The organism is Pseudomonas sp. ASL3 (assembly GCF_056680425.1).
Genome location: NZ_CM155281.1, coordinates 201,615 through 224,344, shown reverse-complemented (window position 1 = coordinate 224,344; position 22,730 = coordinate 201,615). Strand labels below are relative to the sequence as shown.

Genomic DNA, 22,730 nt, shown 5'->3' with positions numbered 1-22,730 from the left:
AATTCATTCGCGAAGGCGGCGTGTCTGGCACACCGCTTTACGGGATGAAATCAATCAGGCGATATCGCGCAACTCGCGGCGCAGGATCTTGCCTACAGGCGTCATCGGCAATGAATCGCGCAGCACGATGTGCTTGGGTACTTTGTAACCGGTGAAGTTGGCTTTGCAGTAGGCCTTAAGCTCTTCAAGACTGACCCCCGACTCCCGCGCCACCACAAACAGCTTCACCGCTTCGCCCGAGCGATCGTCCGGCACGCCGATCACCGCGCAGCTGGCGACCTTGGGGTGAGCCATGACGACATCTTCGATTTCATTCGGGTACACGTTGAAGCCAGAGACAATGATCATGTCTTTCTTGCGGTCGACGATGCGCACAAAGCCGTCCGGGTCGATCACCGCGATGTCTCCGGTTTTCAACCAGCCCTCGGCATCCAGCACTTCAGCGGTGGCGTCCAGGTGATGCCAATAGCCCTTCATCACCTGCGGGCCTTTGATGCACAGCTCGCCACGTTCGCCAAGCGGCAATTCGACACCGTGGTCGTCTGTGATCTTCATCGCCGTGCCGGGTACCGGAATCCCTACCGTGCCCAGCCGCGCCTTGTCGCCGTAGGGGTTGGTGCAGGCTACTGGAGAGGTTTCGGTCAAGCCGTAGCCTTCGACGATCCGACAACCCGTGAGTTGCTGCCAGCGTTCGGCCGTGGCCTTGACCAGCGCGGTACCGCCAGAGTTGGTGAGTTTGAGATTGGAGAAGTCCAGGCTTTTGAAATCCGGGTGCTCCATCAAGGCCACGAACAGCGTGTTGAGCCCGAGCAAGGCCGAGAAGCGCCAGTTTTTCAGCTCTTTGATGAAGCCGCCGATGTCCCTGGGGTTGGTGATCAGCACGTTATGGTTACCGCTGACCATCATGCACATGCAATTCGCGGTGAAGGCATAGATGTGATAAAGCGGCAGTGGCGCGATCATCACTTCACTGCCTTGCTTGAACATCGGGGTACCGTCCGGACCGTGTTGCATCATGCAGGCATACACCTGCTGCATGTTCGCCACCAGGTTGCCGTGGGTCAGCATCGCGCCCTTGGGCAAACCGGTGGTGCCGCCGGTGTATTGCAGCACGGCAATATTGTCGCGGCCGAGCCTGACCCCTTGCAGAGGATGACCACGCCCCAGCTTGAGCACGCTCTTGAACGAGACAGCCTGTGGCAAGTCATAGACCGGGATCATCTTCTTGACCTTGTCGACGATGGTATTGACCAGCCAACCTTTGGCCGCGGGTTGCATATCGCCCATCTTCACTTCGATCAGGTACTGAATCTCGGTGTCGGGCAGAACCTCCTGTACCAGTTTGCCAAACATGTTCAGGTAGACCAGCGCGCGGGCGCCGGAATCCTTGAACTGGTGCCGCATTTCGCGAGCGGTGTACAGCGGGTTGGTGTTGACCACGATCAAGCCTGCACGTAACGCGCCGAACACTGCAATCGGGTATTGCAGCAGGTTGGGCATTTGCACGGCGATACGGTCGCCCGGCTGCAGGTCGGTCTGTTGTTGCAAGTACGCGGTAAACGCCGCCGAGTGACGCTCCAGCTCGGCGTAAGTGATAGTGACCCCCATATTGCTGAAGGCCGGACGGTCAGCGAACTTTTTGCAGCAACGTTCGAACACCTCGATCACCGACTTGTAAGCGTCGAGGTCCACCTCAGAGAGTACGCCCGCCGGGCGTTTATCGTTCCAGAAATCAGGTTGCATTGTTTTTTGTCCTCTTACCTGAGTGCGTCTGGCCCGCTGCATTGTAAAGCGGGGCTTGCCGGACGTTAGCAGCTAACGTCAACAAGGCAAATAGCCCGCTGCGCGTCATCAACAACGTGAATCTTGTTGCTGGCCGGACTGCAATTTGTCCATGGGCTATACAATGCAAGCCTATGTCATGCGGGGCACAAGGAATCGCCATGAATCACAATGCTTTCTGGCTCGACGCCAGTGATCACAGCCGTCTTTACGTCAACCATTGGCATTCACCTGTCACGCCCAAGGCCGTGGTGATGCTGTCCCATGGCATGGCCGAGCACAGCGGCCGCTATGAGCGCTTAGGCGCGGCCTTGAGCGCAGCCGGTTTCGCGCTCTACGCCCCCGATCAGCGCGGCCACGGTAAAACCGCCGCCCACGGCATACTCGGGCATTACGCCGATGCCGATGGCTGGAGCAAAGTGGTAGGCGATCTGGCCAGTCTGAGCCAATACATCCGTCAGAAACATCCGGGCCTGCCGATCTTTCTGATGGGCCACAGCATGGGCAGCTACATCGCCCAGGCGTATATGCTGCACCACAGCGCCAGCCTGCAAGGCGCGATTCTCAGTGGTTCGAACTTTCAGCCGGTTTCGCTCTATCGCAGTGCCAGCCTGATCGCCCGGATAGAGTGTTGGCGCCAGGGCGCGACCGGTCGCAGTGCGCTGATCGAATGGCTGTCTTTCGGCTCGTTCAACAAGGCGTTCAAGCCCACGCGCACGGCATTCGACTGGCTCAGTCGCGATCCGCAGGAAGTCGACCGGTACGTGAACGATCCGTTTTGCGGCTTTCGCTGCACCAACCAATTCTGGCTCGACCTGCTGACCGGCTTGCAGCAAATCAGTAAACCGGCGAACCTCGCTCAGATCGATCCGAGCCTGCCGTTGCTGGTGATGGGTGGCGAATGTGATCCGGTGAGCGATGGCAAGCGTCTCAAAGACCTTGCCAATGCGTTGATTCAGGCGGGCAATCAAGCATTACAGCTGAAAATTTACCCGCAGGCGCGACACGAGGTGCTCAACGAAACCAATCGCGATGAAGTCACCCGTGATTTACTCGCCTGGCTCGAGCAGGCGCTGGCAAATCCACGACCGCCGCGCACTGAATGAATAGCTTTTCAAGACATCGATACGTTAATCGTCAACTATTACGCCACAGGATCACCCCATGACCCAAGTCACCAATACGCCTTACGAAGCTCTTGAAGTCGGCCAGACTGCCAGTTACAGCAAAACCGTCGAAGAGCGTGATATCCAGTTGTTTGCTGCGATGTCAGGCGATCACAACCCGGTGCACCTTGATCCTGAATTCGCCGCACACACCATGTTCAAGGAGCGTATCGCCCACGGTATGTTCAGCGGTGCGCTGATCAGCGCTGCCGTGGCGTGTGAGTTGCCTGGACCGGGCACTATTTATATCGGTCAGCAAATGAGCTTCCAGAAGCCGGTAAAGATTGGCGACACCCTGACCGTGCGCCTGGAGATTCTGGAAAAGCTGCCAAAATTCCGCGTGCGCATCGCTACCCGCGTGTTCAACCAGCGTGATGAGCTGGTAGTGGACGGCGAAGCCGAGATCCTGGCCCCACGCAAACAACAGACCGTGACCCTGCCGACCTTGCCGGTCATCACGATCGGTTAACCGGCGCGAGTCCTCTGTAGGAGCGCGCTTGCCCGCGATCGCTTTGGAGTAGTGCTCGACCGAAGCAGTCGCAAAATAAGCAAAGTCGACACTGTCCGTAGAACTGAGCTCAGCATTTTTGGGACCGCTTCGGTCGAACGCGACTCCGAGGCCATCGCGGGCAAGCGCGCTCCTACAGGGGTTCTGTGCACTTTTCCAGGATCGAAAAAAAGGCGACCGAAGTCGCCCAAAGTGCCTTGCGTGCTCATGTACCAGAACGACTCTCAGCCTTATTTGCGCTTGTGCGAGTCCTTCCAGATGAAATATCCGAAGCCTGCGAAAAACATCAGCATCAGGCCCACCGTGACAACCCCGGCGACAACCACATTATCGAGAAACATAACCGCCTCCCCTGACCAGCTCCGTTTGATAGAGCTAGGTTAACCAAGGCGACGGTGGGGGAAATTGATCCAGATCAAGAGCGGCCGCGACGAGGCGCGGCAGGCAGCGAATAACTGATCTGCATCAAAAAATCGGCAGGGGTGGCGCGAGCAATCAGGTTTTTTTCGGTTTGCCCTTGGGCTTCTTCTTGCCTTTGCCCATCGGCAGCGCCTGCTCGAAGGCCAGACGTACTTCGTTGAGGCGCTTGTCATTCAGATCGTGTGTACGCTTGGCGCGCTCGGCGCCCAAGTCTATCAATTTGTCGTCTTCGCTCATGGCCTGTACGTCTTGAACACGGGAGTGCTGTCAATAATGCTTGGGGACGACCGCCGTGGCTAGCGGTGATCAGCGTTCTTGCACGACAAAATGTTCAGAGCCGCTGGCCGCGCCCGCCCCTTTCGTCGCAAACTTTGCGCTAGGCCCAATCCACCAAGGATCTCCTGCCCCGTGAACCCTCATGAGGAACTGCACAAAGACCTGCCACCCCTACTCACCTTGCGAGCCTTCGAAGCCGTCGCCAGGCATTTGAGCTTCGTCAACGCGGCCAGGGAGTTGTCGCTGACGCAAAGTGCGCTCAGTCATCAGGTGCAGAAACTTGAACAGCATCTGGCGTGCCGACTGTTTATCCGGCGTACCCGCGCCATCGGACTGACTGACGTCGGCACGCTGTATTACCGACAGATTCGCCAGGCGCTGGAAGGCATTGCCGAGGCGACCCGAGCAGTGCGCGGCATCCATGATCAGCCCAGCACCTTGCGCATCGGCCTGCTGGCCTCATTCGCCACCTTATGGCTGGCACCGCGCCTGTCGAACTTTATCGTCAACAACCCGGACATCCATGTCGAACTGGTGCCTGCCTATCAACTGGCGGACGTCGCCGGCGGCGAAGTCGACGTGTCGATTCGCTACGGCAAGGGTGGCTGGGCCAATGTCAATGCGCAGTGGCTGATGACGGAAAAACTGTCGCCGGTGTGCAGCCCCACCTTCAAGGCGCAGTGGTTGGCGAGCCAAACCGAACGAACGCCAAAAGTGCTGACCGCCAGCCCTTTGCTGATGTCTCAGGCGCAGACCCAATTCGAGTGGCTGGACTGGTCAAAACGCCAACACGTGGATATCGGCCAGACCCAGCACCTGATGCTGCATGACTACAACATCGTGGTCGAAGCAGCCGTGTCTGGTCAGGGCGTCGCCATGGGCCGTCATCGGTTGATCGAGCGGCGCCTGGAGGACGGTGCCTTGGTCGAACTGTTTCCGGATACCGCTTATGAAGGCGAGATCGGTTACTGGCTGGTCACCGGCGAACAACCGAGCCCAGCAACCCTGCGCTTCATCCAGTGGCTGAGCGTTTTGTGCGCACAACATGGGTGAGAATTTTCGATTCATCGGATGAAATCTTTGCGTTTGTCGCCCTTCTGCGGGCTATTCATGCTGGCGCTTCATCCAAGGAGCGCCCTCATGACCAACCGCCTGTCGCAACGCCTGCACGACCTCGGCCTGCAACTGCCGACTCCGAGCACACCGGTCGCCAACTATGTCACCACGGTTCAAACCGGTAACTTGCTGTACGTCTCGGGGCAGATCCCGATGCGCGACAACGTCCCCGCGTTCATTGGTCGACTGGGCGACAGCCTGTCGGAAGAAGAAGGCATCCAGGCGGCCGAACTGGCAGCGCTGGGCTTGCTCGCTCAATTGGCGGCGGCGCTGGAGGATGATCTGTCGAAGCTGGTACGCACCGTTCGCCTGGGGGTGTTCGTGGCGTGCAGCCCGGACTTTACCCGCCAGGGCATGGTCGCCAACGGCGCCTCGAACCTGCTGGTCAATGCCCTGGGCGATGCGGGCCGTCATGTGCGCACGGCGGTTGGCGTGTCGAGCCTGCCCAGCGGTGTGGCCGTGGAAGTCGACGGGATCTTCGAGCTGCGGCCATGAGCAGGTCGTTGTCCGACCTCGACATCGAACGAATACGTTCTGTGACGCCCGGTTGTGCGCAGATGATTCATTTCAACCACGCTGGCGCGTCGCTGCCCAGCCAAGCCACGCTGGATGCCATTGTCGAGCAGCTCACGCGGGAAGCCTGCGGCGGGCCGATGGAGGCCAGCGGACACGGCGCATTGCGGCAACAAAACGCCCGGCAGAGCGCGGCTCAACTGCTTAACACCACGCCGGACTCGATCGCCTTCAGCAGTAGTGGGTCGGCGGCCTGGGGCACGGCCTTCAATGCCCTGGACCCTTGGCGCCCAGGCGACCGGATCCTGGTGGGTCGTCACGAATGGGGCGGCAATCTGGCGTGCATGGCCGAGGCAACAAAGGCCGGGGCGCGAATCGAGGTGATTCCTTGTGACGTCGACGGCGCTGTTTCTGTGCCCGCACTGGAGGTCATGATCGATGTGCGGGTGCGCCTGATCGCGTTGACCTGGCTGCCGGCCAACGGCGGCCTGATCAATCCGGCGGCGTCCATCGGCACGCTCGCCCGGCGCCACGGCATCCCTTACTTCATCGACGCCGGACAAGCGCTCGGGCAGGTCGAAATCGATGTACAAGCCCTCAACTGCGACGTGCTCAAGGGCTCAGCGCGAAAATTCCTGCGTGGTCCACGGGGCACCGCGCTGCTGTATGTCCGACGGGGGTTTCTCAAACACGTGCAGCCGGCTTGCCTCGACGTGCTCTCAGCGCCCTGGGACGGCGAAGGTTTCAGCGTGCGCGACGATGCCCGGCGTTTCGAGACCAGCGAAGTGTCGTTTGCGTTGTTGGCGGGATTGGACAATGCACTGGCGGAAGCGGCGGCTGTGGGCATTGCGCGCATCAATACTCGAATCGGCGAACTGGCCGGTCGGTTACGACGTGAGTTGTCCGCTATCGAAGGCCTGACCCTGCATGACCTGGGCGCAACGGACCATCAATCGGGGTTGATCGCATTTAACCTGCGCGGCTGGGATGCGTTTTCGCTGAAGGAGCGATTGGCACGAGACCGCATCAACATCGGCGCCAACGGCGTGCCTTATACACCACTGGACATGCAGGCACGCGGACTGGACAGCGTGGGGCGGATTTCGGTGAGTTATTTGAATGTGGGGTCGGAGATTGAGGCGTTGGTTCAAGCGTTGAGAGGGATTTCAGCGCGGAATTGATTGTGACTGAGCGGGCCTCTTCGCGAATGAATTCGCTCCCACAGAATTTGTGATCAACCCACACATTCGTGCCTGGCGCTAATCCACTGTGGGAGCGAATTCATTCGCGAAGCGGGCGACGCGGTGCATCTGAATGAATCAAACCTCCACGTCCACCCACAAGCCTTGCCTTGGCTCATCATCTATCAACGCCACCACCGGCACGGTGTTGTCGGCGTTCAATGAATCGCCGGGCACCGCCAAGTGTTCTTCCGGGTCGTCTGGCTGGCCATTACGCTGTCTCTCCTGACGACGGCGCTGCTCTTCGCGCAGGATCATCGCGGTCTGCTCAGGGTCGCGATTGCGCAGGTCGATGGTGCTTTCATTGGAACTGGGCTGCACCGGCACCACAGGCGGAATATCCGGCCTTTGCTTGACGGGGTCGAGTTGCGAAGTAATCGGCGCTGCACTCAGCGGAATCATTGGTGGCAGCATGATTATTGTTCTCCTGTGGGCAAGCTGTCGGCTGCCGGTTCGTCGACTTGAGCCGCCTGACGCAAAACTTTCGACTATGTTCTTGCCAGCAAGTGCCTCGCACAGCCATCGCAAAGGCACCTATCCAATGAATACGGGCTGTTTTTAACAGTGCCCTTTGGCTGAGCGCAGTGTTCCGTTAACATAGTCGGCTTTTTCACGGCGGGAGTCAGGCAGCATGGCGCAGCAGTATCAACCGGGGCAACGCTGGATTAGTGACAGTGAAGCCGAGCTGGGTTTAGGCACCGTTCTGGCGCAGGACGGTCGCTTATTGACCGTGCTCTATCCGGCCACTGGCGATACTCGCCAATACGCACTGCGTAACGCACCACTCACACGCGTACGTTTTTCGCCGGGCGACACGATCACCCACTTCGAAAACTGGAAAATGACCGTACGCGAAGTCGACGACGTCGACGGTCTCCTGGTCTACCACGGCCTCAATGGGCATAACGAAGCCGCCACCCTGCCGGAAACCCAGCTGTCGAACTTCATTCAGTTCCGTCTGGCCAGCGATCGTTTGTTCGCCGGGCAGATTGATCCACTGGCCTGGTTCTCCCTGCGTTATCACACGTTGGAACACACCAGCCGTCAGTTGCAATCCTCGTTGTGGGGCCTGGGCGGCGTTCGTGCGCAACCGATCGCTCACCAACTGCACATCGCCCGCGAAGTCGCTGACCGCATCGCGCCACGCGTTCTGCTGGCCGACGAAGTGGGTCTGGGCAAAACCATCGAAGCCGGTCTGGTGATCCATCGTCAGTTGCTGTCGGGCCGCGCCAACCGGGTGCTGATCCTGGTCCCGGAAAACCTCCAGCACCAATGGCTGGTGGAGATGCGCCGCCGTTTCAACCTGGAAGTGGCGTTGTTCGACGCCGAGCGCTTTATTGAAAGCGATGCCAGCAACCCCTTCGAAGACACCCAATTGGCGCTCGTCGCGCTGGAATGGCTGGTCGAAGACGAAAAAGCCCAGGACGCACTGTTTGCCGCTGGTTGGGATCTGCTGGTGGTCGACGAAGCTCACCACCTGGTGTGGCACGAAGAACAGGCGAGCCCCGAGTACGCGCTGGTCGAGCAACTGGCCGAAGTCATTCCCGGTGTTCTGCTGCTGACCGCTACCCCGGAACAACTGGGTCAAGACAGCCACTTCGCCCGTCTGCGCCTGCTCGATCCGAATCGTTTCCATGACCTGCACGCCTTCCGCGCCGAAAGCGAAAACTATCGTCCTGTGGCCGAAGCGGTGCAGGAGTTGCTCGATCAGGGCCGCCTGTCGCCTGAAGCGCACCAGACCATCCACGGTTTCCTCGGTGCCGAAGGTGAGGCCCTGCTGGGTGCAGTTGCCAATGGCGATACCGAAGCCAGTGCGCGCCTTATTCGCGAGCTGCTTGACCGCCATGGCACCGGTCGCGTGCTGTTTCGCAACACCCGGGCCGCCGTGCAAGGCTTCCCGGAGCGCAAACTGCACCCGTATCCGCTGCCCTGCCCTGCCGAATACCTGGAGTTGCCGGTGGGCGAACACGCCGACCTGTACCCGGAAGTCAGCTTCCAGTCGCAGCCGGACCTCACGGAAGAAGAACGCTGGTGGCGCTTCGACCCGCGGGTCGACTGGCTGATCGACACCCTGAAAATGCTCAAGCGCGTCAAAGTGCTGGTGATCTGCGCCCACGCCGAAACCGCGATGGACCTGGAAGACGCCCTGCGCGTGCGTTCCGGGATCCCGGCCACGGTGTTCCACGAAGGCATGAACATCCTCGAACGTGACCGCGCCGCTGCGTACTTCGCCGATGAAGAGTTTGGCGCGCAAGTGCTGATCTGTTCGGAAATCGGCAGTGAGGGCCGCAACTTCCAGTTCGCCCATCATCTGGTGCTGTTCGATCTGCCGGCGCACCCGGATTTGCTGGAACAACGAATCGGTCGTCTCGACCGGATCGGCCAGAAGCACATCATCGAGCTGCACGTACCCTATCTGGAAACCAGCCCGCAAGAGCGCCTGTTCCAGTGGTATCACGAAGCGCTGAACGCCTTCCTCAATACCTGCCCGACCGGCAACGCCCTGCAACATCAGTTCGGCCCGCGTCTGCTGCCGCTGCTGGAAAGTGGCGATGACGGCGAATGGCAAACCCTGGTCGACGACGCGCGCAATGAGCGCGTCCGTCTTGAAGGCGAACTGCACAGTGGTCGCGACCGTTTGCTGGAACTCAACTCGGGCGGTGCTGGCGAAGGCGAAGCGCTGGTTGAAGCGATTCTCGAGCAGGATGATCAGTTCACGCTGCCGATCTACATGGAAACCCTGTTCGATGCCTTTGGTATCGACAGCGAAGACCATTCGGAAAACGCGCTGATCCTCAAGCCGAGCGAAAAAATGCTCGACGCCAGCTTCCCGCTGGGCGATGACGAAGGCGTGACCATCACCTACGACCGCAATCAGGCGCTCGCTCGTGAAGACATGCAGTTCATCACCTGGGAGCATCCGATGGTCCAGGGCGGCATGGATCTGGTGCTGGCCGGTTCCATGGGCAACACCGCTGTGGCGCTGATCAAGAACAAGGCACTGAAACCCGGCACTGTGTTGCTGGAACTGCTGTACGTCAGTGAAGTGGTTGCGCCACGCTCGTTGCAGCTAGGTCGCTACTTGCCACCTGCGGCCCTGCGCTGCCTGCTCGATGCCAATGGCAACGACCTGTCGGGCCGCGTCTCGTTCGTGACCTTGAATGAACAGCTGGAAAGCGTGCCGCGCGCCAGTGCCAACAAGTTCATCCAGGCTCAGCGTGATGTGCTCAACCCGCAGATCAATGCGGGCGAGGCCAAGATCGCGCCTAAACACGCCGAGCGTGTGGCTGAAGCTCAACGTCGTCTGGCTGCCGATACCGATGAAGAGCTGGCGCGTCTGACCGCACTGCAAGCCGTCAACCCAACCGTGCGCGACAGCGAACTGGTCGCCCTGCGCAAGCAACGCGAACAGGGCCTGGCCATGCTCGATAAAGCCGCGCTGCGCCTGGAAGCGATTCGGGTGCTGGTAGCGGGTTGATCGACTGATGCGGTGTGTCTGACACACCGCATCAATTTCTTCGCAGGCAAGCCTGCGAATGGTTAAACGCGGTTTATCAGGCCGTTACCGCTGGCATCTGCGGTTCATCCGCCGCCATCCCCGCTTTCATGCGCTCGGCATCGCGGGCGAAACTGCGCGACGCCTGGAGCAGAAACAGCAGGGTCAGGAACAGTGCCACCGGGATCAAGAGCATCGCGTCATGCAGCCCGTCGGCCTTGAACACGTCGCTCATCTGCTCGACACCTGCCGACAACATCGCCGAGTGGGCGAAATAATCGGACAGCAGTCCGACCACCACCGGCCCCAGCCCCCCTCCCAACAGATATAACCCGGCAAAGAACAACGCCATGGCGGTGGCTCGCAGGCGCGGCTCGACCACGTCCTGGATCGCCGTGTAGACGCAGGTGTAAAAATTGTAGGCGAACAGCCAGCCCACGCTGAACACGCCGACAAACAGGCCAATTTCAATACGCCCGGCATGCAACGCATAACCGGTGGCCGCAGTCGCCACTACCATACTGAGGGCGGCAAACAACAGTCGCCCGTTGGCGAAGCGCTGATGGACCTTGTCCGCGATCCAGCCACCGAGGGTCAAGCCGACCAGCCCGGTCACGCCGACGATCAGCCCGGTCGCTACCGCAGCTTGTTGCAAGGGCAACAGAAAGTAGCGTTGCAGCATCGGTACCATGAACGAATTGCACGCGTAAGTGGCGAAGTTGAAGCTCAGCCCTGCCAACACCAGCCAACCAAACGTAGGAATCGCCAGCACCCGACGGATTGGCGCATCGATTTTCTCCTGAGAGATACGCACGCTTTCGGCAGCACCCCGTTTGGGCTCGCGAATAAAGAACATGAACATTGCCAACAGAACACCGGGCAGCGCCGCGATAAAGAACGGTGCACGCCAGCTGTCGAAAGCCTTGACCATCGCGCCGGTGGTGAAAAACGCCAGCAATAGCCCCAAAGGCAGGCCGAGCATGAAAATGCCCATGGCCCGCGCGCGGCGATGGGCCGGGAACAGATCACCGATCAACGAATTCGCCGCGGGTGCGTAGCTGGCTTCACCGATCCCGATGCCCATGCGCACCAGCAAAAAAACCCAGAAGCTGCCGACCAGACCGTTGGCCGCCGTCAGCCCACTCCACACCGTCAGACCCCAACCCATCAGCTTACGCCGCGAGCCGGTGTCAGCCATGCGGCCCAAGGGCAGTCCGGCGATGGCATACACGATGGTAAAAGCGGTACCGATGATACCGATCTGAAAATCGCTCAGATGCCACTCCATACGGATAGGCTCGATGATGATCGCCGGAATGGTGCGGTCATAGAAATTGAATAGATTTGCCAGGAACAGCAGGAACAGAATGCGCCAGGCATTCCCCGCTTGGGTCGAGTTCTGCATGTAGGGTCCGTCTCTTTTATTGTTATTCAATTGGCCTTCAACACACCCAACCGACAACGAGCTCGCGAACTTCAAGCCTGCCGCAGCCGAGCCTGGAAATTGCAATCTAGAACCCGCAAGCAACACTGTCTGTAAACATTCGTGACGCTGATAACGGGTCATGGGCGGATGCCCACAGCTTTAGAATCATTGGATATAACCGTAATGCCAAAATCGTTAGCATCAAAGTGCCATTACCTCCAGGGCGCGCCACTCAGCTCCTATACTCCCCAGCGACTTGCCACCGTCTCTATGACCGTGGCGACCCTGCTGTTGAGTGAATGGGGCACGCTATGGGTTGGCTGGGTTTGCATTTTCTCGCCGAGCTGCCGGCGAATGGGCAGCTACTACTTGATTGCAACCACAATCCCTTTCTGGTTTTGCTCGCTTACCTGATCGCTTGTGCCGCCAGCTTCGCCACACTGGATATGGCCGATCGGGTCGGCCATGTGGAAAACCCCGAGGCCCAGCGGCTGTGGCGCTGGCTCGGCGCCATGTGCCTGGCCGGTGGCATATGGGCGATGCACTTCATTAACATGCTGGCTTTCCAGGCACCGATCGAAATCCATTACGAACTGCCCGTCACCGTCGCCTCGTTACTGATTGCGCTGATCACAGGACGGGTGGCGATGCACGCCCTCAGTCGCCAATCACTGAGCATCAGCCAGTACGCGCAGATATCGATCTTGATCGGCCTGGGCCTCACCGCCATGCATTACGTCGGCATGTCGGCGCTGCGCTCCAACGCCACCCAATACTACGAGCCGCGCTTATTTACCCTGTCGATCCTGGTGGCAATCTTTTCCAGTCTCGCCGCGTTAGTGCTGGCCAGACGCTTGCGCAAGGGCAGCGGCTTGCTCCATCAGTTACTCAAATCCGGCGCCAGTCTGGTGCTGGGGGCCGGTATCGTCAGCACCCACTTTCTCGGCATGTGGTCGCTGAACCTGTTCGTCCCGGCTGGCAGTTCACTGCAGTTGCCCACCACCGAAAACAGTCTGCAACTGAGCCTGACCATCGCTTTGATCGTATTGCTGATTATTTCCGGGAGCATCAGCGCCGCACTGGCCGACAAAAAACTGCAAAGCAAGGAACACGATCTGCGAAGAGTCAATGCTCTGCTCAGCCAGCTCGATCAGGCCCGGGTTTTACTGCAGCAAGTGGCCCATTACGACGCACTGACCAACCTGATCAACCGGCGCGGTTTCAACCATATCTTCGCCGAGAAACTGCTGGAACGAACCCTGAGCGGGGGCATGCTGGCGGTGATGTTTCTGGACATCGACCACTTCAAACGGATCAACGACAGCCTCGGGCACGACGCCGGTGATAAGTTGCTCAAGATCATTGCCGCGCATATTCGCAGTGCCACCCGCAGCCACGATGTCGTTGCGCGCTTTGGCGGCGACGAGTTCTGCATCCTGATCAGTTTGAACAACCGCGAAGAAGCTCGTCAGCTGGCGCAACGGGTCATGCAGACAATGAAAGAACCTATCGAGCTGGCAGGGCGGCGCATGGTGATGACCACCAGCATTGGCATCAGCGTATATCCCGACGATGGTAAGACCTGCGAAGAACTGCTGAAAAACGCTGACCTGGCGCTCTATGAATCCAAAGACAGCGGCCGCAACAGTCAGCATTTTTTCAGCTCGAACCTGAAAACCAAGGCCACACTCGAACTGCAGCTCGAAGAAGAACTGCGCAACGCTCTGCGCGAAGACGACGGCCTGTTGCTGTACTACCAGCCAATCGTCGACCTGCAGACCGGGCATGTCGCCAAACTCGAAGCGCTGGTGCGCTGGCAGCATCCGCAACACGGCCTGCTGACTCCCGACCGCTTCATTGGTATCGCCGAAGCCAACGGTCTGATCGCCGAACTGGATAGCTGGGTGTTGCAACGCGCCTGCCGGGATCTGAGCCTGCTGCACGACAACGGCTTCGAGCGGCTGATTATCGCCGTGAACTGTTCGGCACTGAATCTGGCCCGGGAAGAACTGGCCGATGAAATCGAAGTCGCCCTGAAAACCGCTGGCGTCGCGCCACAGCGGCTGGAGCTGGAGGTGACCGAAAACGCACTGATGAGCAACATCAGCAACACCATCGTGCTACTCAAACAGATCCGCTCGTTGGGCGTGTCGTTGTCCATTGATGACTTCGGCACGGGCTATTCATCATTGGCCTATCTGAAGCGCCTGCCGCTGAACACCTTGAAGATCGATCGATCGTTCATTCTGGACATTCCCATGTCCCCCCAGGACATGGAAATCGTCCAGGCAATCATCGTCATGGCGCACACCCTACACCTCAAAGTGGTGACCGAGGGCGTGGAAACCCCACAACAACTGGCGTTTCTCAGCGAGTACGGCTGCGACTACGCGCAAGGCTATCTGTTCAGCAAACCCGCGCCGCTCGACACCTTGCACCCGCTGTTGCAAGCGCTCAATCAACGCAAGCCCGCCTGGTCAGATTAAAAATCGTGGTTTTTTAGCCGACCATACCCGAACAAGGAAAACCCCTGGGTCCGACTAGGGGTAAACCCTATCGCTCAAGCCAATCACGCACTGTAAAGTCGTAATTTCCCTCTCAATGATGGCGCGATGACACCAATCGAGCAGCCATCCTCTCCAGGCACATGGCGCACGATGACCCATAAAAACGATCCGGCCAGCGCGGTATCAGAACTCCTGTCTATCGCCCCCACCGAAAAAAACGCAGTCTCGCGAAGCCTCTACAGCCCGCAGCCAATGCCGGCCCAGCAATACCTGTATTTCACCGAAACCGACACCGACCGCATCCTCGATAACCTCGACGGTCTGCGTGACATTGTGTTTCCGCCTTCGCCCCACATCGAAGACGAAAACGAAATGCGCCGCGACCAACAGTTCCCGTCGGTGTGCCTGATCGGGTTGGGCCGTTGTGGATCGAACATCGCGCTGGATGTCGCTGAATTGGTGTACAACGCGCGCAAGTTCTACCTCAACCAGTTCAGCAACGAAGACCTGCTGGCCGACGAAAAAGGCTACAGCCCGGCGCGCTGGATTCGGAACAACCTGCGTCTGGTACAGAACAAGGCCAGCAAGCCGGTATTCCTGGTGGAGCCCCTGGTCATGCTCGGCGACCTGGACAAGGACATCGCCGGGCGCATCCGTTTCTCGCGCAAGGGCGAGAAAGGCGGCTTCATCAATGACTACAGCAAAATGAAAATCATGGACCTGTCCGAGGTCCATGCCGGCGGCGCAGGCAACGCGCCGATTCTCGGCCAGTACCTGGCCAAGATCATCCTGAACAAGGACACCCAACACTTTTCCAGTGCCGACTGGAAGCTGATCCACTCGTACCTGATCGACTCCTGCGGGATCAAGGCCAACCAGTCGCGCCTGTATTTCTACATCTTCAGCGCGGGCGGCGGCACCGGTTCAGGCATGGCCTCGGAGTTCGGTCTGGCACAGCAGTATTCGTACATGAACAAAACGTTCGATACCAAACCTGCGAGTGAAAACGACGGCAAGCGCGGCCGCTCTTTCGTCTTCGAGCCGATCTTCACCAGCGGTATCTGCATCCTGCCGAACATTTCCGATCACCGTAGTGAAATGTCCGAAGCCCTGCACATCAACGCCGGACGTCTGCTGTGCAAGTATCTGGCTGAGGAATGGGACTTCTCTTACAACTTCGAGAACGAAGATAGCAGCGAAGCCAGTGTCATGGGCCGTATCCGCCCCTGGAACGCAATGATGTTGATCTCCAACGACATCATGCGTTACGCCGAAGAGAGCGATGACGGCAACATCGAGAACATCGACGTCAACGCCATGGAGCGTCACGCCAACCAGTACATCTCACAGCAGATTTTCAACATCCTGACCGCTCAGGCGGTCACCACCGATTACGACCAAAACTACTTCCGGCGGGCCGGGATCGACATCGGCGAAACCATTCGCCTGGACGCCAATGACTTGTTCATGAGCCTGGCCGGGCCGGTGGCGATTGCATACGCCGAATCGGTAGTGCCGGCGCAACCGGCGCCGAGTTCGGACAAGTTCAAGGTGTTCGAGAAAGAACAACCACGGCTGAACATCGACGACCTGTTCTTCCGCTCCATCGATCTGCCGCACTTCAACAAAGTGACCCAGGCCATTGAAGGGATCAGCCTGCTGCCGATCGAGTCCAAGCGTTATCGCGCGGCGCTGGAGCAGTACAAGGCGTCCGGCTACGACGCGGCGGCATTGCACGATCTGCACTTCTTCAAGAACTGCTCGTCGGTGGTCTCGATCGTTTCGCTGCCCAAGGACTACAAGCTGTCCTACATGGACCTGAACCGACTCAAGACCCACCTCAACAATCTGTTCCCCAACACCACGCTCAAGCGCTACGCCCTGGTCATCGGTGCGTCGGCCAACCTGTCGCTGACCACGCTGATCGCGAAAAGCCCGTGCCTGTCCGATGACTTCCTGACGCTGATCGTGGCCTTTATCAAGCGCTGCTTCGCCCGGACCGAATACCGGTTCGACGACACGCTGGACAACGCCATTCTTGATTTCATCGTCAGCGACCATTTCGATGAAGGACGTATCGATGACCTGCTCAATGAATACGAAAACCCGGCGAAGATCCTCGACACCAACTGGTACGCGATCAAGCCGATGTACGAGAAAAAGTACCGCGAACTGATCGACGACAAATCCAAGTTCGTCTCGATCAACGACATCCGCATCTCTCGCGACAGCGTGAAAAAGGCCGTCAAATACCTGCGCGAGATTTACCGTCATCGCATCGGCAAGACGCGGGTCATCTCGCTTAATCAACATACGGGCAAGACGGCGTATTAAGCCCCGTTCGCAGGCAAGCCTGCTCCCACAGACTGCTCTTTCACAAAGAATCGCGATCTCTATGGGAGCAGGCTTGCCTGCGAACAGCTTGATCAGATGGGACTTTTCGCTACGGCACATTGCCATCTATCTGACGGTCGGGTTACCGCCCTACCCACTCATCAGACAACTAGCACCAATCAAGGGCATTCAATCAAGCCTGCGCCCTGTCCTGGATCAACACCCAAGGCGCCACGACGACTGCCCACAGGGGTGGATCGCGCTCAAGAAGATCCAGCGCCCTTGATTCAGACACCTTGCTGACCTCCCCACCTGCAAGCCACGCGGCCACTTTCTCGGCCTGATTCTCGGCCACGGCCTCTGCAACCTCGATTAAGTCCAGAGGCGCCTCGACCCACAACAGGGCACCCCTCGCAAAAAATGGTTGCAATTCACTCCAGGTGATCGAAGCCGTTTCGCCGAGCAATTTGGCATAGAGGGTGCTAGGTTCTTGCGTCATGGGTTTCACCAAAAAGAAAATCGGCGTAATCATAACGCCGCAGTTTCTACAGACAAACCCAGATTTAAGTGGTTGATTGCTCGAGAGGTTCAGAAACGTTTGCGGGGTGCTGACTCACTTGTGCAGCCTGCGAGTGCCAGAAGCCGGTGCGATTCTGTATCTTTCTGTCAATTAAGCGACATCATTCGGTTTTGCCCCCGGTAGCCAGCTTTTCAAGCGACAAACCGGCGCTCTACACTGTACCGGTACAGTTGCCGGGGGGATGACCGGGCGTTTTTAAATCCGGTCCTGCAGCTTTGGCCGCCAGGATTATAAAAATTACAACACAAGAGTGGAGCATCATGACTAAGGGTACTAAGCAGATTTCCAAGCTGTTTGCCGCATTGGTTCTGGCTGGGGTTGCCAGCCATTCGTTCGCTGCAGATACCATCAAGATCGGTATCGCCGGCCCTAAAACTGGCGCTGTCGCCCAATACGGCGATATGCAGTTCAGTGGCGCGAAAATGGCCATCGAGCAGATCAACGCCAAAGGCGGCGTCGATGGCAAGAAACTCGAAGCCGTTGAATACGATGATGCCTGTGATCCGAAACAAGCGGTCGCGGTCGCCAACAAAGTTGTCAACGACGGCGTGAAATTCGTTGTCGGTCACCTGTGCTCCAGCTCGACTCAACCGGCTTCCGATATCTACGAAGACGAAGGCGTGATCATGGTGACCCCGGCTGCTACCAACCCGGATATCACTACGCGCGGCTACAAAATGGTCTTCCGTACCATCGGTCTGGACAGTGCTCAGGGCCCAACCGCCGGTAACTACATTGCCGATCACGTCAAACCGAAAGTCGTCGCTGTCATCCACGACAAGCAACAGTACGGTGAAGGCATCGCGACTGCCGTGAAGAAAACCCTCGAAGGCAAAGGCGTGAAAGTCGCCCTGTTCGAAGGCATCAACGCTGGCGACAAAGACTTCTCCTCGCTGATCGCCAAGATGAAACAAGCCAACGTCGACTTCGTTTACTACGGCGGCTACCACCCGGAACTGGGTCTGATCCTGCGTCAGGCTAAAGAGAAAGGCCTGAAAGCTGGCTTCATGGGTCCAGAAGGCGTGGGTAACGCGTCGATCTCCCAGATCGCTCAGGATGCTTCCGAAGGTCTGTTGGTGACTCTGCCGAAATCGTTCGACCAGGATCCAGCCAACAAGGCTCTGGTTGCCGCGTTTGCTGCGAAGAAAGAAGATCCAAGCGGCCCGTTCGTGTTCCCGGCCTACGCCGCGGTTGAAGTGATTGCCGGCGGTATCGAGAAAGCCAAAAGCGAAGACACCGCCAAAGTGGCAGCCGCCATTCACGCGGGCACCTTCAAGACCCCGACTGGCGACCTGAGCTACGACACCAAGGGCGACCTGAAAGACTTCAAATTCGTGGTCTACACCTGGCACAAAGACGGCACCAAAACCGAAGCTCCGATGAAATAAGCGGCTAGCTTGTGACTCACCCAAAGCCCACTGCATCCACAGTGGGCTTTGTTTTACGAGTTAACGGGTCGAGCCCTGCGCTATAGCAACTCTTCCCCCCTGAAAATCTTGAAACCGTCACCAGTGATTCACCGGGCTCACGTCAAACGTGGACGAATACCATGACGCGCGAGCGGTAACGACCTCTCCAGTGAAACACCCTGTAGGTTTTTAGGAGCGCTGTAATGCCTGAGATAGACATCTATCACTTTTTCCAACAGCTGGTTAATGGTCTGACCATTGGCAGCACCTATGCCTTGATTGCCATTGGCTACACCATGGTTTACGGCATCATCGGCATGATCAACTTCGCTCACGGCGAGGTGTACATGATCGGCTCGTACGTGGCATTCATCGCCCTGGCCGGCTTGACCATGCTCGGTCTGGACAGCCTGCCACTGCTGATCACCGCCGCCTTCGTCGCGAGCATCGTCGTCACCAGTGCCTACGGCTACGCCATCGAGCGTGTTGCCTACCGCCCTTTACGCGGCAGCAACCGGCTGATCCCGCTGATCTCGGCCATTGGTATGTCGATCTTTCTACAGAACACGGTCTTGCTCTCTCAAGACTCGAAAGACAAATCGATTCCCAACCTGATTCCCGGCAACTTCGTGTTTGGTATCTCCAACTCGCAAGAGGTGGTGATTTCCTACATGCAGATTCTGATCTTCATCGTGACATTGGTCGCCATGCTCGCGCTGACCTGGTTCATCTCCCGCTCTCGTCTGGGCCGTGCCTGTCGCGCCTGCGCTGAAGACATCAAGATGGCCAACCTGCTGGGCATCAACACCAACAACATCATCGCCCTGACCTTCGTCATCGGTGCCGCGCTGGCAGCGGTCGCTGCGGTATTGCTGAGCATGCAATACGGCGTGATCAACCCCAACGCCGGCTTCCTCGTCGGAATCAAGGCATTTACCGCCGCAGTACTGGGCGGTATCGGCAGTATCCCCGGCGCCATGCTCGGTGGCCTGGTGCTCGGCGTGGCCGAAGCCTTTGGTGCCGATGTCTTCGGCGACCAATACAAGGATGTGGTGGCGTTCGCTCTTCTCGTATTAGTGCTGTTGGTCCGGCCGACCGGCCTGCTCGGCCGTCCGGAGGTTGAAAAAGTATGATCAGGAATCTCAAATCGGCGTTTTTCAGCGCCTTGCTGGTGTTGGCAGTCGCCTACCCGATCCTCGGCCTGAAGCTGGAAATCACAGGCGTCAATCTGGCCGTCATCGGTACCAGCAACGCAATGCTGGCTGCCATATTCGGCTGCGCTATCGCGATGTTTTTGCGGGTGATGTTCCACGAACAGATCAGCGCGGTCTGGCGATCGACGCCGGGCATGCCGCTGATTCCCGCCAAGGCCAGCAACTTCCTGACCCTGCCCAGCACTCAACGCTGGGTCGTCCTCGGACTGATTCTGCTGGCGCTGGTCTGGCCGTTCTTCGGCTCGCGCGGTGCGGTGGATATCGCCACACTGATCCTGATCTACGTGTTGCTCGGCCTGGGGCTGAACATCGTGGTCGGTCTGGCCGGGCTGCTCGATCTGGGTTATGTCGGCTTCTACGCCGTCGGCGCCTACACCTATGCCCTGCTCTCGCATTACTTCGGGTTCGGTTTCTGGATCTGCCTGCCCATCGCCGGGATGATGTCGGCGTTGTTCGGCTTCCTGCTGGGCTTCCCGGTATTGCGACTGCGCGGTGACTACCTGGCGATCGTGACCCTGGGTTTCGGTGAGATCATCCGTCTGTTGCTGCGTAACATGACCGGCCTTACGGGTGGCCCGAACGGCATCAGTAACATCCCGAAACCGACCCTGTTCGGCCTGTCGTTCGAGAAAACGGCGGCTGAAGGCATGCAGACCTTTCACGAGTATTTCGGCATTGCCTACAACTCGGTGAACAAGGTGATTTTCCTGTATCTGGTCGCGTTGTTGCTGGCCCTGCTGGCGTTGTTCGTCATCAACCGCTTGCTACGCATGCCCCTCGGTCGTGCCTGGGAAGCGCTGCGTGAAGACGAAATCGCCTGCCGCGCGCTGGGTCTGAACCCTACCCTCATCAAGCTCTCGGCCTTCACCCTCGGTGCCTGCTTTGCCGGTTTCGCCGGAAGCTTCTTCGCCGCACGCCAAGGGCTGGTAACGCCGGAGTCATTCACCTTCATCGAGTCCGCCACCATCCTTGCCATCGTCGTTCTGGGCGGAATGGGCTCGCAACTCGGCGTTCTCCTCGCAGCCATCGTGATGATCCTGCTGCCTGAACTGATGCGTGACTTCAGCGAATACCGCATGTTGATGTTCGGCGCCGTGATGGTGCTGATGATGCTCTGGCGTCCGCAAGGTCTGCTGCCAATGCAACGTCCCCAAATGAAATTGAAAGCGGAGCTGGACCAATGAGCCGCCCGATTCTGCAAGTCAGCGGTCTGACCATGCGCTTTGGTGGTTTGTTGGCGGTCAATGGCGTGTCCCTGACCGTTAACGAAAAACAAGTGGTGTCGATGATCGGCCCGAACGGCGCTGGCAAGACCACGGTATTCAACTGCTTGACCGGCTTCTACAAACCCACGTCCGGCAGCATCCTGCTGAACGGCGAAGCGATCGAAGGTCTGGCCGGCCATGAAATCGCGCGCAAGGGCGTGGTGCGCACATTCCAGAACGTGCGTCTGTTCAAGGAAATGACGGCGGTAGAGAACCTGCTGGTCGCTCAGCATCGTCACCTCAACACCAACTTCCTGGCGGGCCTGTTCAAGACCCCTGCGTTCCGCAAGAGCGAGCGTGAGGCAATGGACTATGCCGAGCATTGGCTGGAACGGGTCAACCTCAAGGAATTCGCCAACCGTTCTGCCGGCACCCTGGCCTACGGTCAGCAACGCCGCCTGGAAATCGCCCGCTGCATGATGACGCGCCCGCGCATTCTCATGCTCGACGAACCGGCAGCCGGCCTGAATCCGCGTGAAACCGAAGACCTCAAAGCGCTGATCGGCGTTTTGCGCAATGAGCACAACGCCACGGTATTGCTGATCGAACACGACATGAAACTGGTCATGAGCATTTCCGACCATATCGTGGTGATCAATCAGGGCACCCCCCTGGCCGACGGCACGCCTGAACAGATCCGCGACAATCCTGAAGTGATCAAAGCCTACCTGGGGGAAGCGTAAATGCTGCATTTCGAAAACGTTTCCACCTTCTACGGCAAGATCCAGGCACTGCACGGGGTCAATGTCGAGATTAATCAGGGCGAGATCGTCACGCTGATCGGCGCCAACGGCGCCGGCAAATCCACCCTGCTGATGACGCTGTGCGGTTCGCCGCGAGCCCACAGCGGCAGCATCCGCTACATGGGCGAAGAGCTGGTCGGTCTGGAATCGTCGCAGATCATGCGTAAAAGCATTGCTGTGGTGCCCGAAGGCCGTCGTGTGTTCGCGCGGCTGACCGTGGAAGAGAACCTGGCCATGGGCGGTTTCTTCACCTCGAAAGGTGATTACCAAGAGCAAATGGACAAGGTCTTGCAGCTCTTCCCCCGGCTCAAGGAACGCTTCAATCAGCGCGGTGGCACCATGTCCGGCGGCGAACAGCAGATGCTCGCCATCGGCCGTGCGTTGATGAGTAAACCCAAGCTGCTACTGCTCGATGAACCGTCACTGGGTCTGGCACCGATCATCATTCAGCAGATTTTCGAGATCGTCCAACAGCTGCGACGCGACGGTGTAACGGTGTTCCTGGTAGAACAGAACGCCAACCAGGCCTTGAAGATCGCCGACCGTGCCTACGTGCTGGAGAACGGCCGCGTGGTCATGCAAGGTACCGGTGAAGAGTTGCTGGTTGACCCAAAAGTGCGGGATGCATATCTGGGCGGTTAATCAGTAGTTGTGATGTGAAAAAACGGCCTGCGGGCCGTTTTTTTATGCTGAATGAAATCTTTTCCCTGCCGTTGTAACAACGACCCACCAAT

At 58.4% G+C, this 22,730-nt stretch carries 19 protein-coding genes; 13 read left to right on the top strand and 6 right to left on the bottom strand.

The window, feature by feature from the left end:
* Nucleotides 1-54: 54 nt before the first annotated feature.
* Nucleotides 55-1,743 carry a long-chain-fatty-acid--CoA ligase FadD2 gene (gene fadD2, locus AC1MEE_RS01020; RefSeq protein WP_480413320.1) on the bottom strand — a complete coding sequence of 563 codons (1,689 nt, stop codon included), beginning with the start codon at nucleotides 1,741-1,743 and terminating at the stop codon, nucleotides 55-57.
* A 200-nt stretch (nucleotides 1,744-1,943) separates the two neighbouring features.
* On the opposite strand from fadD2, the gene AC1MEE_RS01015 reads away from it, so the two are divergent.
* The gene (locus tag AC1MEE_RS01015) at nucleotides 1,944-2,888 is read left to right on the top strand and encodes an alpha/beta hydrolase (RefSeq protein WP_480413318.1); all 945 of its coding nucleotides are present in this window, start codon (nucleotides 1,944-1,946) and stop codon (nucleotides 2,886-2,888) included.
* 58 nt (nucleotides 2,889-2,946) lie between these two features.
* The gene (locus AC1MEE_RS01010; RefSeq protein ID WP_480413317.1) at nucleotides 2,947-3,417 is read left to right on the top strand and encodes a MaoC family dehydratase; all 471 of its coding nucleotides are present in this window, start codon (nucleotides 2,947-2,949) and stop codon (nucleotides 3,415-3,417) included.
* 269 nt (nucleotides 3,418-3,686) lie between these two features.
* Here the strand turns inward: AC1MEE_RS01010 and ccoM are convergent, their stop codons facing one another.
* Complete coding sequence (gene ccoM, locus AC1MEE_RS01005; protein ID WP_480413315.1) at nucleotides 3,687-3,797, bottom strand: cytochrome c oxidase subunit CcoM; 111 nt, start codon at nucleotides 3,795-3,797, stop codon at nucleotides 3,687-3,689.
* Nucleotides 3,798-3,951: 154 nt separating this feature from the next.
* Nucleotides 3,952-4,113, bottom strand: coding sequence for a hypothetical protein (locus AC1MEE_RS01000; protein ID WP_480413313.1), 162 nt, complete (start codon nucleotides 4,111-4,113; stop codon nucleotides 3,952-3,954).
* A 171-nt stretch (nucleotides 4,114-4,284) separates the two neighbouring features.
* Between AC1MEE_RS01000 and AC1MEE_RS00995 the strand changes: the two genes are divergently transcribed.
* The 3 genes from AC1MEE_RS00995 to AC1MEE_RS00985 all read left to right on the top strand — a co-directional run bounded on the left by AC1MEE_RS00995 (nucleotide 4,285) and on the right by AC1MEE_RS00985 (nucleotide 6,962).
* On the top strand, nucleotides 4,285-5,205 hold the full coding sequence (locus AC1MEE_RS00995) for a LysR substrate-binding domain-containing protein (RefSeq protein ID WP_480413311.1): 921 nt from the start codon (nucleotides 4,285-4,287) through the stop codon (nucleotides 5,203-5,205).
* 87 nt (nucleotides 5,206-5,292) lie between these two features.
* Nucleotides 5,293-5,763, top strand: coding sequence for a RidA family protein (locus tag AC1MEE_RS00990; RefSeq protein ID WP_480413310.1), 471 nt, complete (start codon nucleotides 5,293-5,295; stop codon nucleotides 5,761-5,763).
* A complete protein-coding gene (locus AC1MEE_RS00985; protein WP_480413308.1) occupies nucleotides 5,760-6,962 on the top strand; it encodes an aminotransferase class V-fold PLP-dependent enzyme in 1,203 nt (400 codons plus the stop codon). Before AC1MEE_RS00990 ends, AC1MEE_RS00985 begins: the two co-directional genes overlap by 4 nt.
* 138 nt (nucleotides 6,963-7,100) lie before the next feature.
* Here AC1MEE_RS00985 and AC1MEE_RS00980 read toward each other — a convergent pair whose 3' ends face one another.
* Nucleotides 7,101-7,436, bottom strand: a complete 336-nt coding sequence (locus AC1MEE_RS00980) for an aspartate-semialdehyde dehydrogenase (protein WP_480413306.1) — start codon at nucleotides 7,434-7,436, stop codon at nucleotides 7,101-7,103.
* A 217-nt stretch (nucleotides 7,437-7,653) separates the two neighbouring features.
* Here AC1MEE_RS00980 and rapA point away from each other — a divergent pair, with 217 nt between their 5' ends.
* The gene (gene rapA, locus AC1MEE_RS00975; RefSeq protein ID WP_480413304.1) at nucleotides 7,654-10,500 is read left to right on the top strand and encodes an RNA polymerase-associated protein RapA; all 2,847 of its coding nucleotides are present in this window, start codon (nucleotides 7,654-7,656) and stop codon (nucleotides 10,498-10,500) included.
* A gap of 76 nt (nucleotides 10,501-10,576) precedes the next feature.
* Here the strand turns inward: rapA and AC1MEE_RS00970 are convergent, their stop codons facing one another.
* Complete coding sequence (locus tag AC1MEE_RS00970; RefSeq protein ID WP_480413302.1) at nucleotides 10,577-11,923, bottom strand: spinster family MFS transporter; 1,347 nt, start codon at nucleotides 11,921-11,923, stop codon at nucleotides 10,577-10,579.
* Nucleotides 11,924-12,255: 332 nt separating this feature from the next.
* Between AC1MEE_RS00970 and AC1MEE_RS00965 the strand changes: the two genes are divergently transcribed.
* Together AC1MEE_RS00965 and AC1MEE_RS00960 are read left to right on the top strand one after the other, a co-directional pair.
* Nucleotides 12,256-14,430: a putative bifunctional diguanylate cyclase/phosphodiesterase gene (locus AC1MEE_RS00965; protein WP_480413301.1), complete on the top strand. Its 2,175-nt coding sequence runs from the start codon at nucleotides 12,256-12,258 to the stop codon at nucleotides 14,428-14,430.
* Nucleotides 14,431-14,601: 171 nt separating this feature from the next.
* Nucleotides 14,602-16,785 (top strand): hypothetical protein, encoded by a 2,184-nt coding sequence (locus tag AC1MEE_RS00960; protein WP_480413299.1) that lies wholly within the window; start codon nucleotides 14,602-14,604, stop codon nucleotides 16,783-16,785.
* A 193-nt stretch (nucleotides 16,786-16,978) separates the two neighbouring features.
* Here the strand turns inward: AC1MEE_RS00960 and AC1MEE_RS00955 are convergent, their stop codons facing one another.
* Entirely contained in the window at nucleotides 16,979-17,284 is a 306-nt protein-coding gene (locus tag AC1MEE_RS00955) for a DUF2288 domain-containing protein (protein ID WP_480413298.1), read from the bottom strand.
* Nucleotides 17,285-17,625: 341 nt separating this feature from the next.
* On the opposite strand from AC1MEE_RS00955, the gene AC1MEE_RS00950 reads away from it, so the two are divergent.
* The 5 genes from AC1MEE_RS00950 to AC1MEE_RS00930 all read left to right on the top strand — a co-directional run bounded on the left by AC1MEE_RS00950 (nucleotide 17,626) and on the right by AC1MEE_RS00930 (nucleotide 22,638).
* Complete coding sequence (locus tag AC1MEE_RS00950; protein ID WP_480413296.1) at nucleotides 17,626-18,753, top strand: branched-chain amino acid ABC transporter substrate-binding protein; 1,128 nt, start codon at nucleotides 17,626-17,628, stop codon at nucleotides 18,751-18,753.
* A gap of 224 nt (nucleotides 18,754-18,977) precedes the next feature.
* A complete protein-coding gene (livH, locus tag AC1MEE_RS00945) occupies nucleotides 18,978-19,907 on the top strand; it encodes a high-affinity branched-chain amino acid ABC transporter permease LivH (protein WP_480413294.1) in 930 nt (309 codons plus the stop codon).
* Nucleotides 19,904-21,172 carry a high-affinity branched-chain amino acid ABC transporter permease LivM gene (locus AC1MEE_RS00940; protein ID WP_480413291.1) on the top strand — a complete coding sequence of 423 codons (1,269 nt, stop codon included), beginning with the start codon at nucleotides 19,904-19,906 and terminating at the stop codon, nucleotides 21,170-21,172. The genes livH and AC1MEE_RS00940 overlap by 4 nt, the downstream gene beginning before the upstream one ends.
* Nucleotides 21,169-21,936 carry a high-affinity branched-chain amino acid ABC transporter ATP-binding protein LivG gene (gene livG / locus AC1MEE_RS00935; protein WP_480413290.1) on the top strand — a complete coding sequence of 256 codons (768 nt, stop codon included), beginning with the start codon at nucleotides 21,169-21,171 and terminating at the stop codon, nucleotides 21,934-21,936. The genes AC1MEE_RS00940 and livG overlap by 4 nt, the downstream gene beginning before the upstream one ends.
* A complete protein-coding gene (locus AC1MEE_RS00930) occupies nucleotides 21,937-22,638 on the top strand; it encodes an ABC transporter ATP-binding protein (protein ID WP_480413288.1) in 702 nt (233 codons plus the stop codon).
* Nucleotides 22,639-22,730 lie beyond the last annotated feature (92 nt).

Excerpts from the sequence above, each read along its gene's own strand:
- AC1MEE_RS00955 (WP_480413298.1), bottom strand. The coding sequence starts at position 17,284 with ATGACGCAAGAACCTAGCACCCTCTATGCCAAATTGCTCGGCGAAACG.
- AC1MEE_RS00985 (WP_480413308.1), top strand. The coding sequence starts at position 5,760 with ATGAGCAGGTCGTTGTCCGACCTCGACATCGAACGAATACGTTCTGTG.
- AC1MEE_RS00990 (WP_480413310.1), top strand. The coding sequence starts at position 5,293 with ATGACCAACCGCCTGTCGCAACGCCTGCACGACCTCGGCCTGCAACTG.
- fadD2 (WP_480413320.1), bottom strand. The coding sequence starts at position 1,743 with ATGCAACCTGATTTCTGGAACGATAAACGCCCGGCGGGCGTACTCTCT.
- livH (WP_480413294.1), top strand. The coding sequence starts at position 18,978 with ATGCCTGAGATAGACATCTATCACTTTTTCCAACAGCTGGTTAATGGT.
- livG (WP_480413290.1), top strand. The coding sequence starts at position 21,169 with ATGAGCCGCCCGATTCTGCAAGTCAGCGGTCTGACCATGCGCTTTGGT.
- AC1MEE_RS00950 (WP_480413296.1), top strand. The coding sequence starts at position 17,626 with ATGACTAAGGGTACTAAGCAGATTTCCAAGCTGTTTGCCGCATTGGTT.
- AC1MEE_RS00960 (WP_480413299.1), top strand. The coding sequence starts at position 14,602 with ATGACCCATAAAAACGATCCGGCCAGCGCGGTATCAGAACTCCTGTCT.
- rapA (WP_480413304.1), top strand. The coding sequence starts at position 7,654 with ATGGCGCAGCAGTATCAACCGGGGCAACGCTGGATTAGTGACAGTGAA.
- AC1MEE_RS00970 (WP_480413302.1), bottom strand. The coding sequence starts at position 11,923 with ATGCAGAACTCGACCCAAGCGGGGAATGCCTGGCGCATTCTGTTCCTG.
- AC1MEE_RS01010 (WP_480413317.1), top strand. The coding sequence starts at position 2,947 with ATGACCCAAGTCACCAATACGCCTTACGAAGCTCTTGAAGTCGGCCAG.
- AC1MEE_RS01015 (WP_480413318.1), top strand. The coding sequence starts at position 1,944 with ATGAATCACAATGCTTTCTGGCTCGACGCCAGTGATCACAGCCGTCTT.
- AC1MEE_RS00980 (WP_480413306.1), bottom strand. The coding sequence starts at position 7,436 with ATGCTGCCACCAATGATTCCGCTGAGTGCAGCGCCGATTACTTCGCAA.
- AC1MEE_RS00930 (WP_480413288.1), top strand. The coding sequence starts at position 21,937 with ATGCTGCATTTCGAAAACGTTTCCACCTTCTACGGCAAGATCCAGGCA.
- AC1MEE_RS01000 (WP_480413313.1), bottom strand. The coding sequence starts at position 4,113 with ATGAGCGAAGACGACAAATTGATAGACTTGGGCGCCGAGCGCGCCAAG.
- AC1MEE_RS00965 (WP_480413301.1), top strand. The coding sequence starts at position 12,256 with ATGGGTTGGCTGGGTTTGCATTTTCTCGCCGAGCTGCCGGCGAATGGG.
- AC1MEE_RS00940 (WP_480413291.1), top strand. The coding sequence starts at position 19,904 with ATGATCAGGAATCTCAAATCGGCGTTTTTCAGCGCCTTGCTGGTGTTG.
- ccoM (WP_480413315.1), bottom strand. The coding sequence starts at position 3,797 with ATGTTTCTCGATAATGTGGTTGTCGCCGGGGTTGTCACGGTGGGCCTG.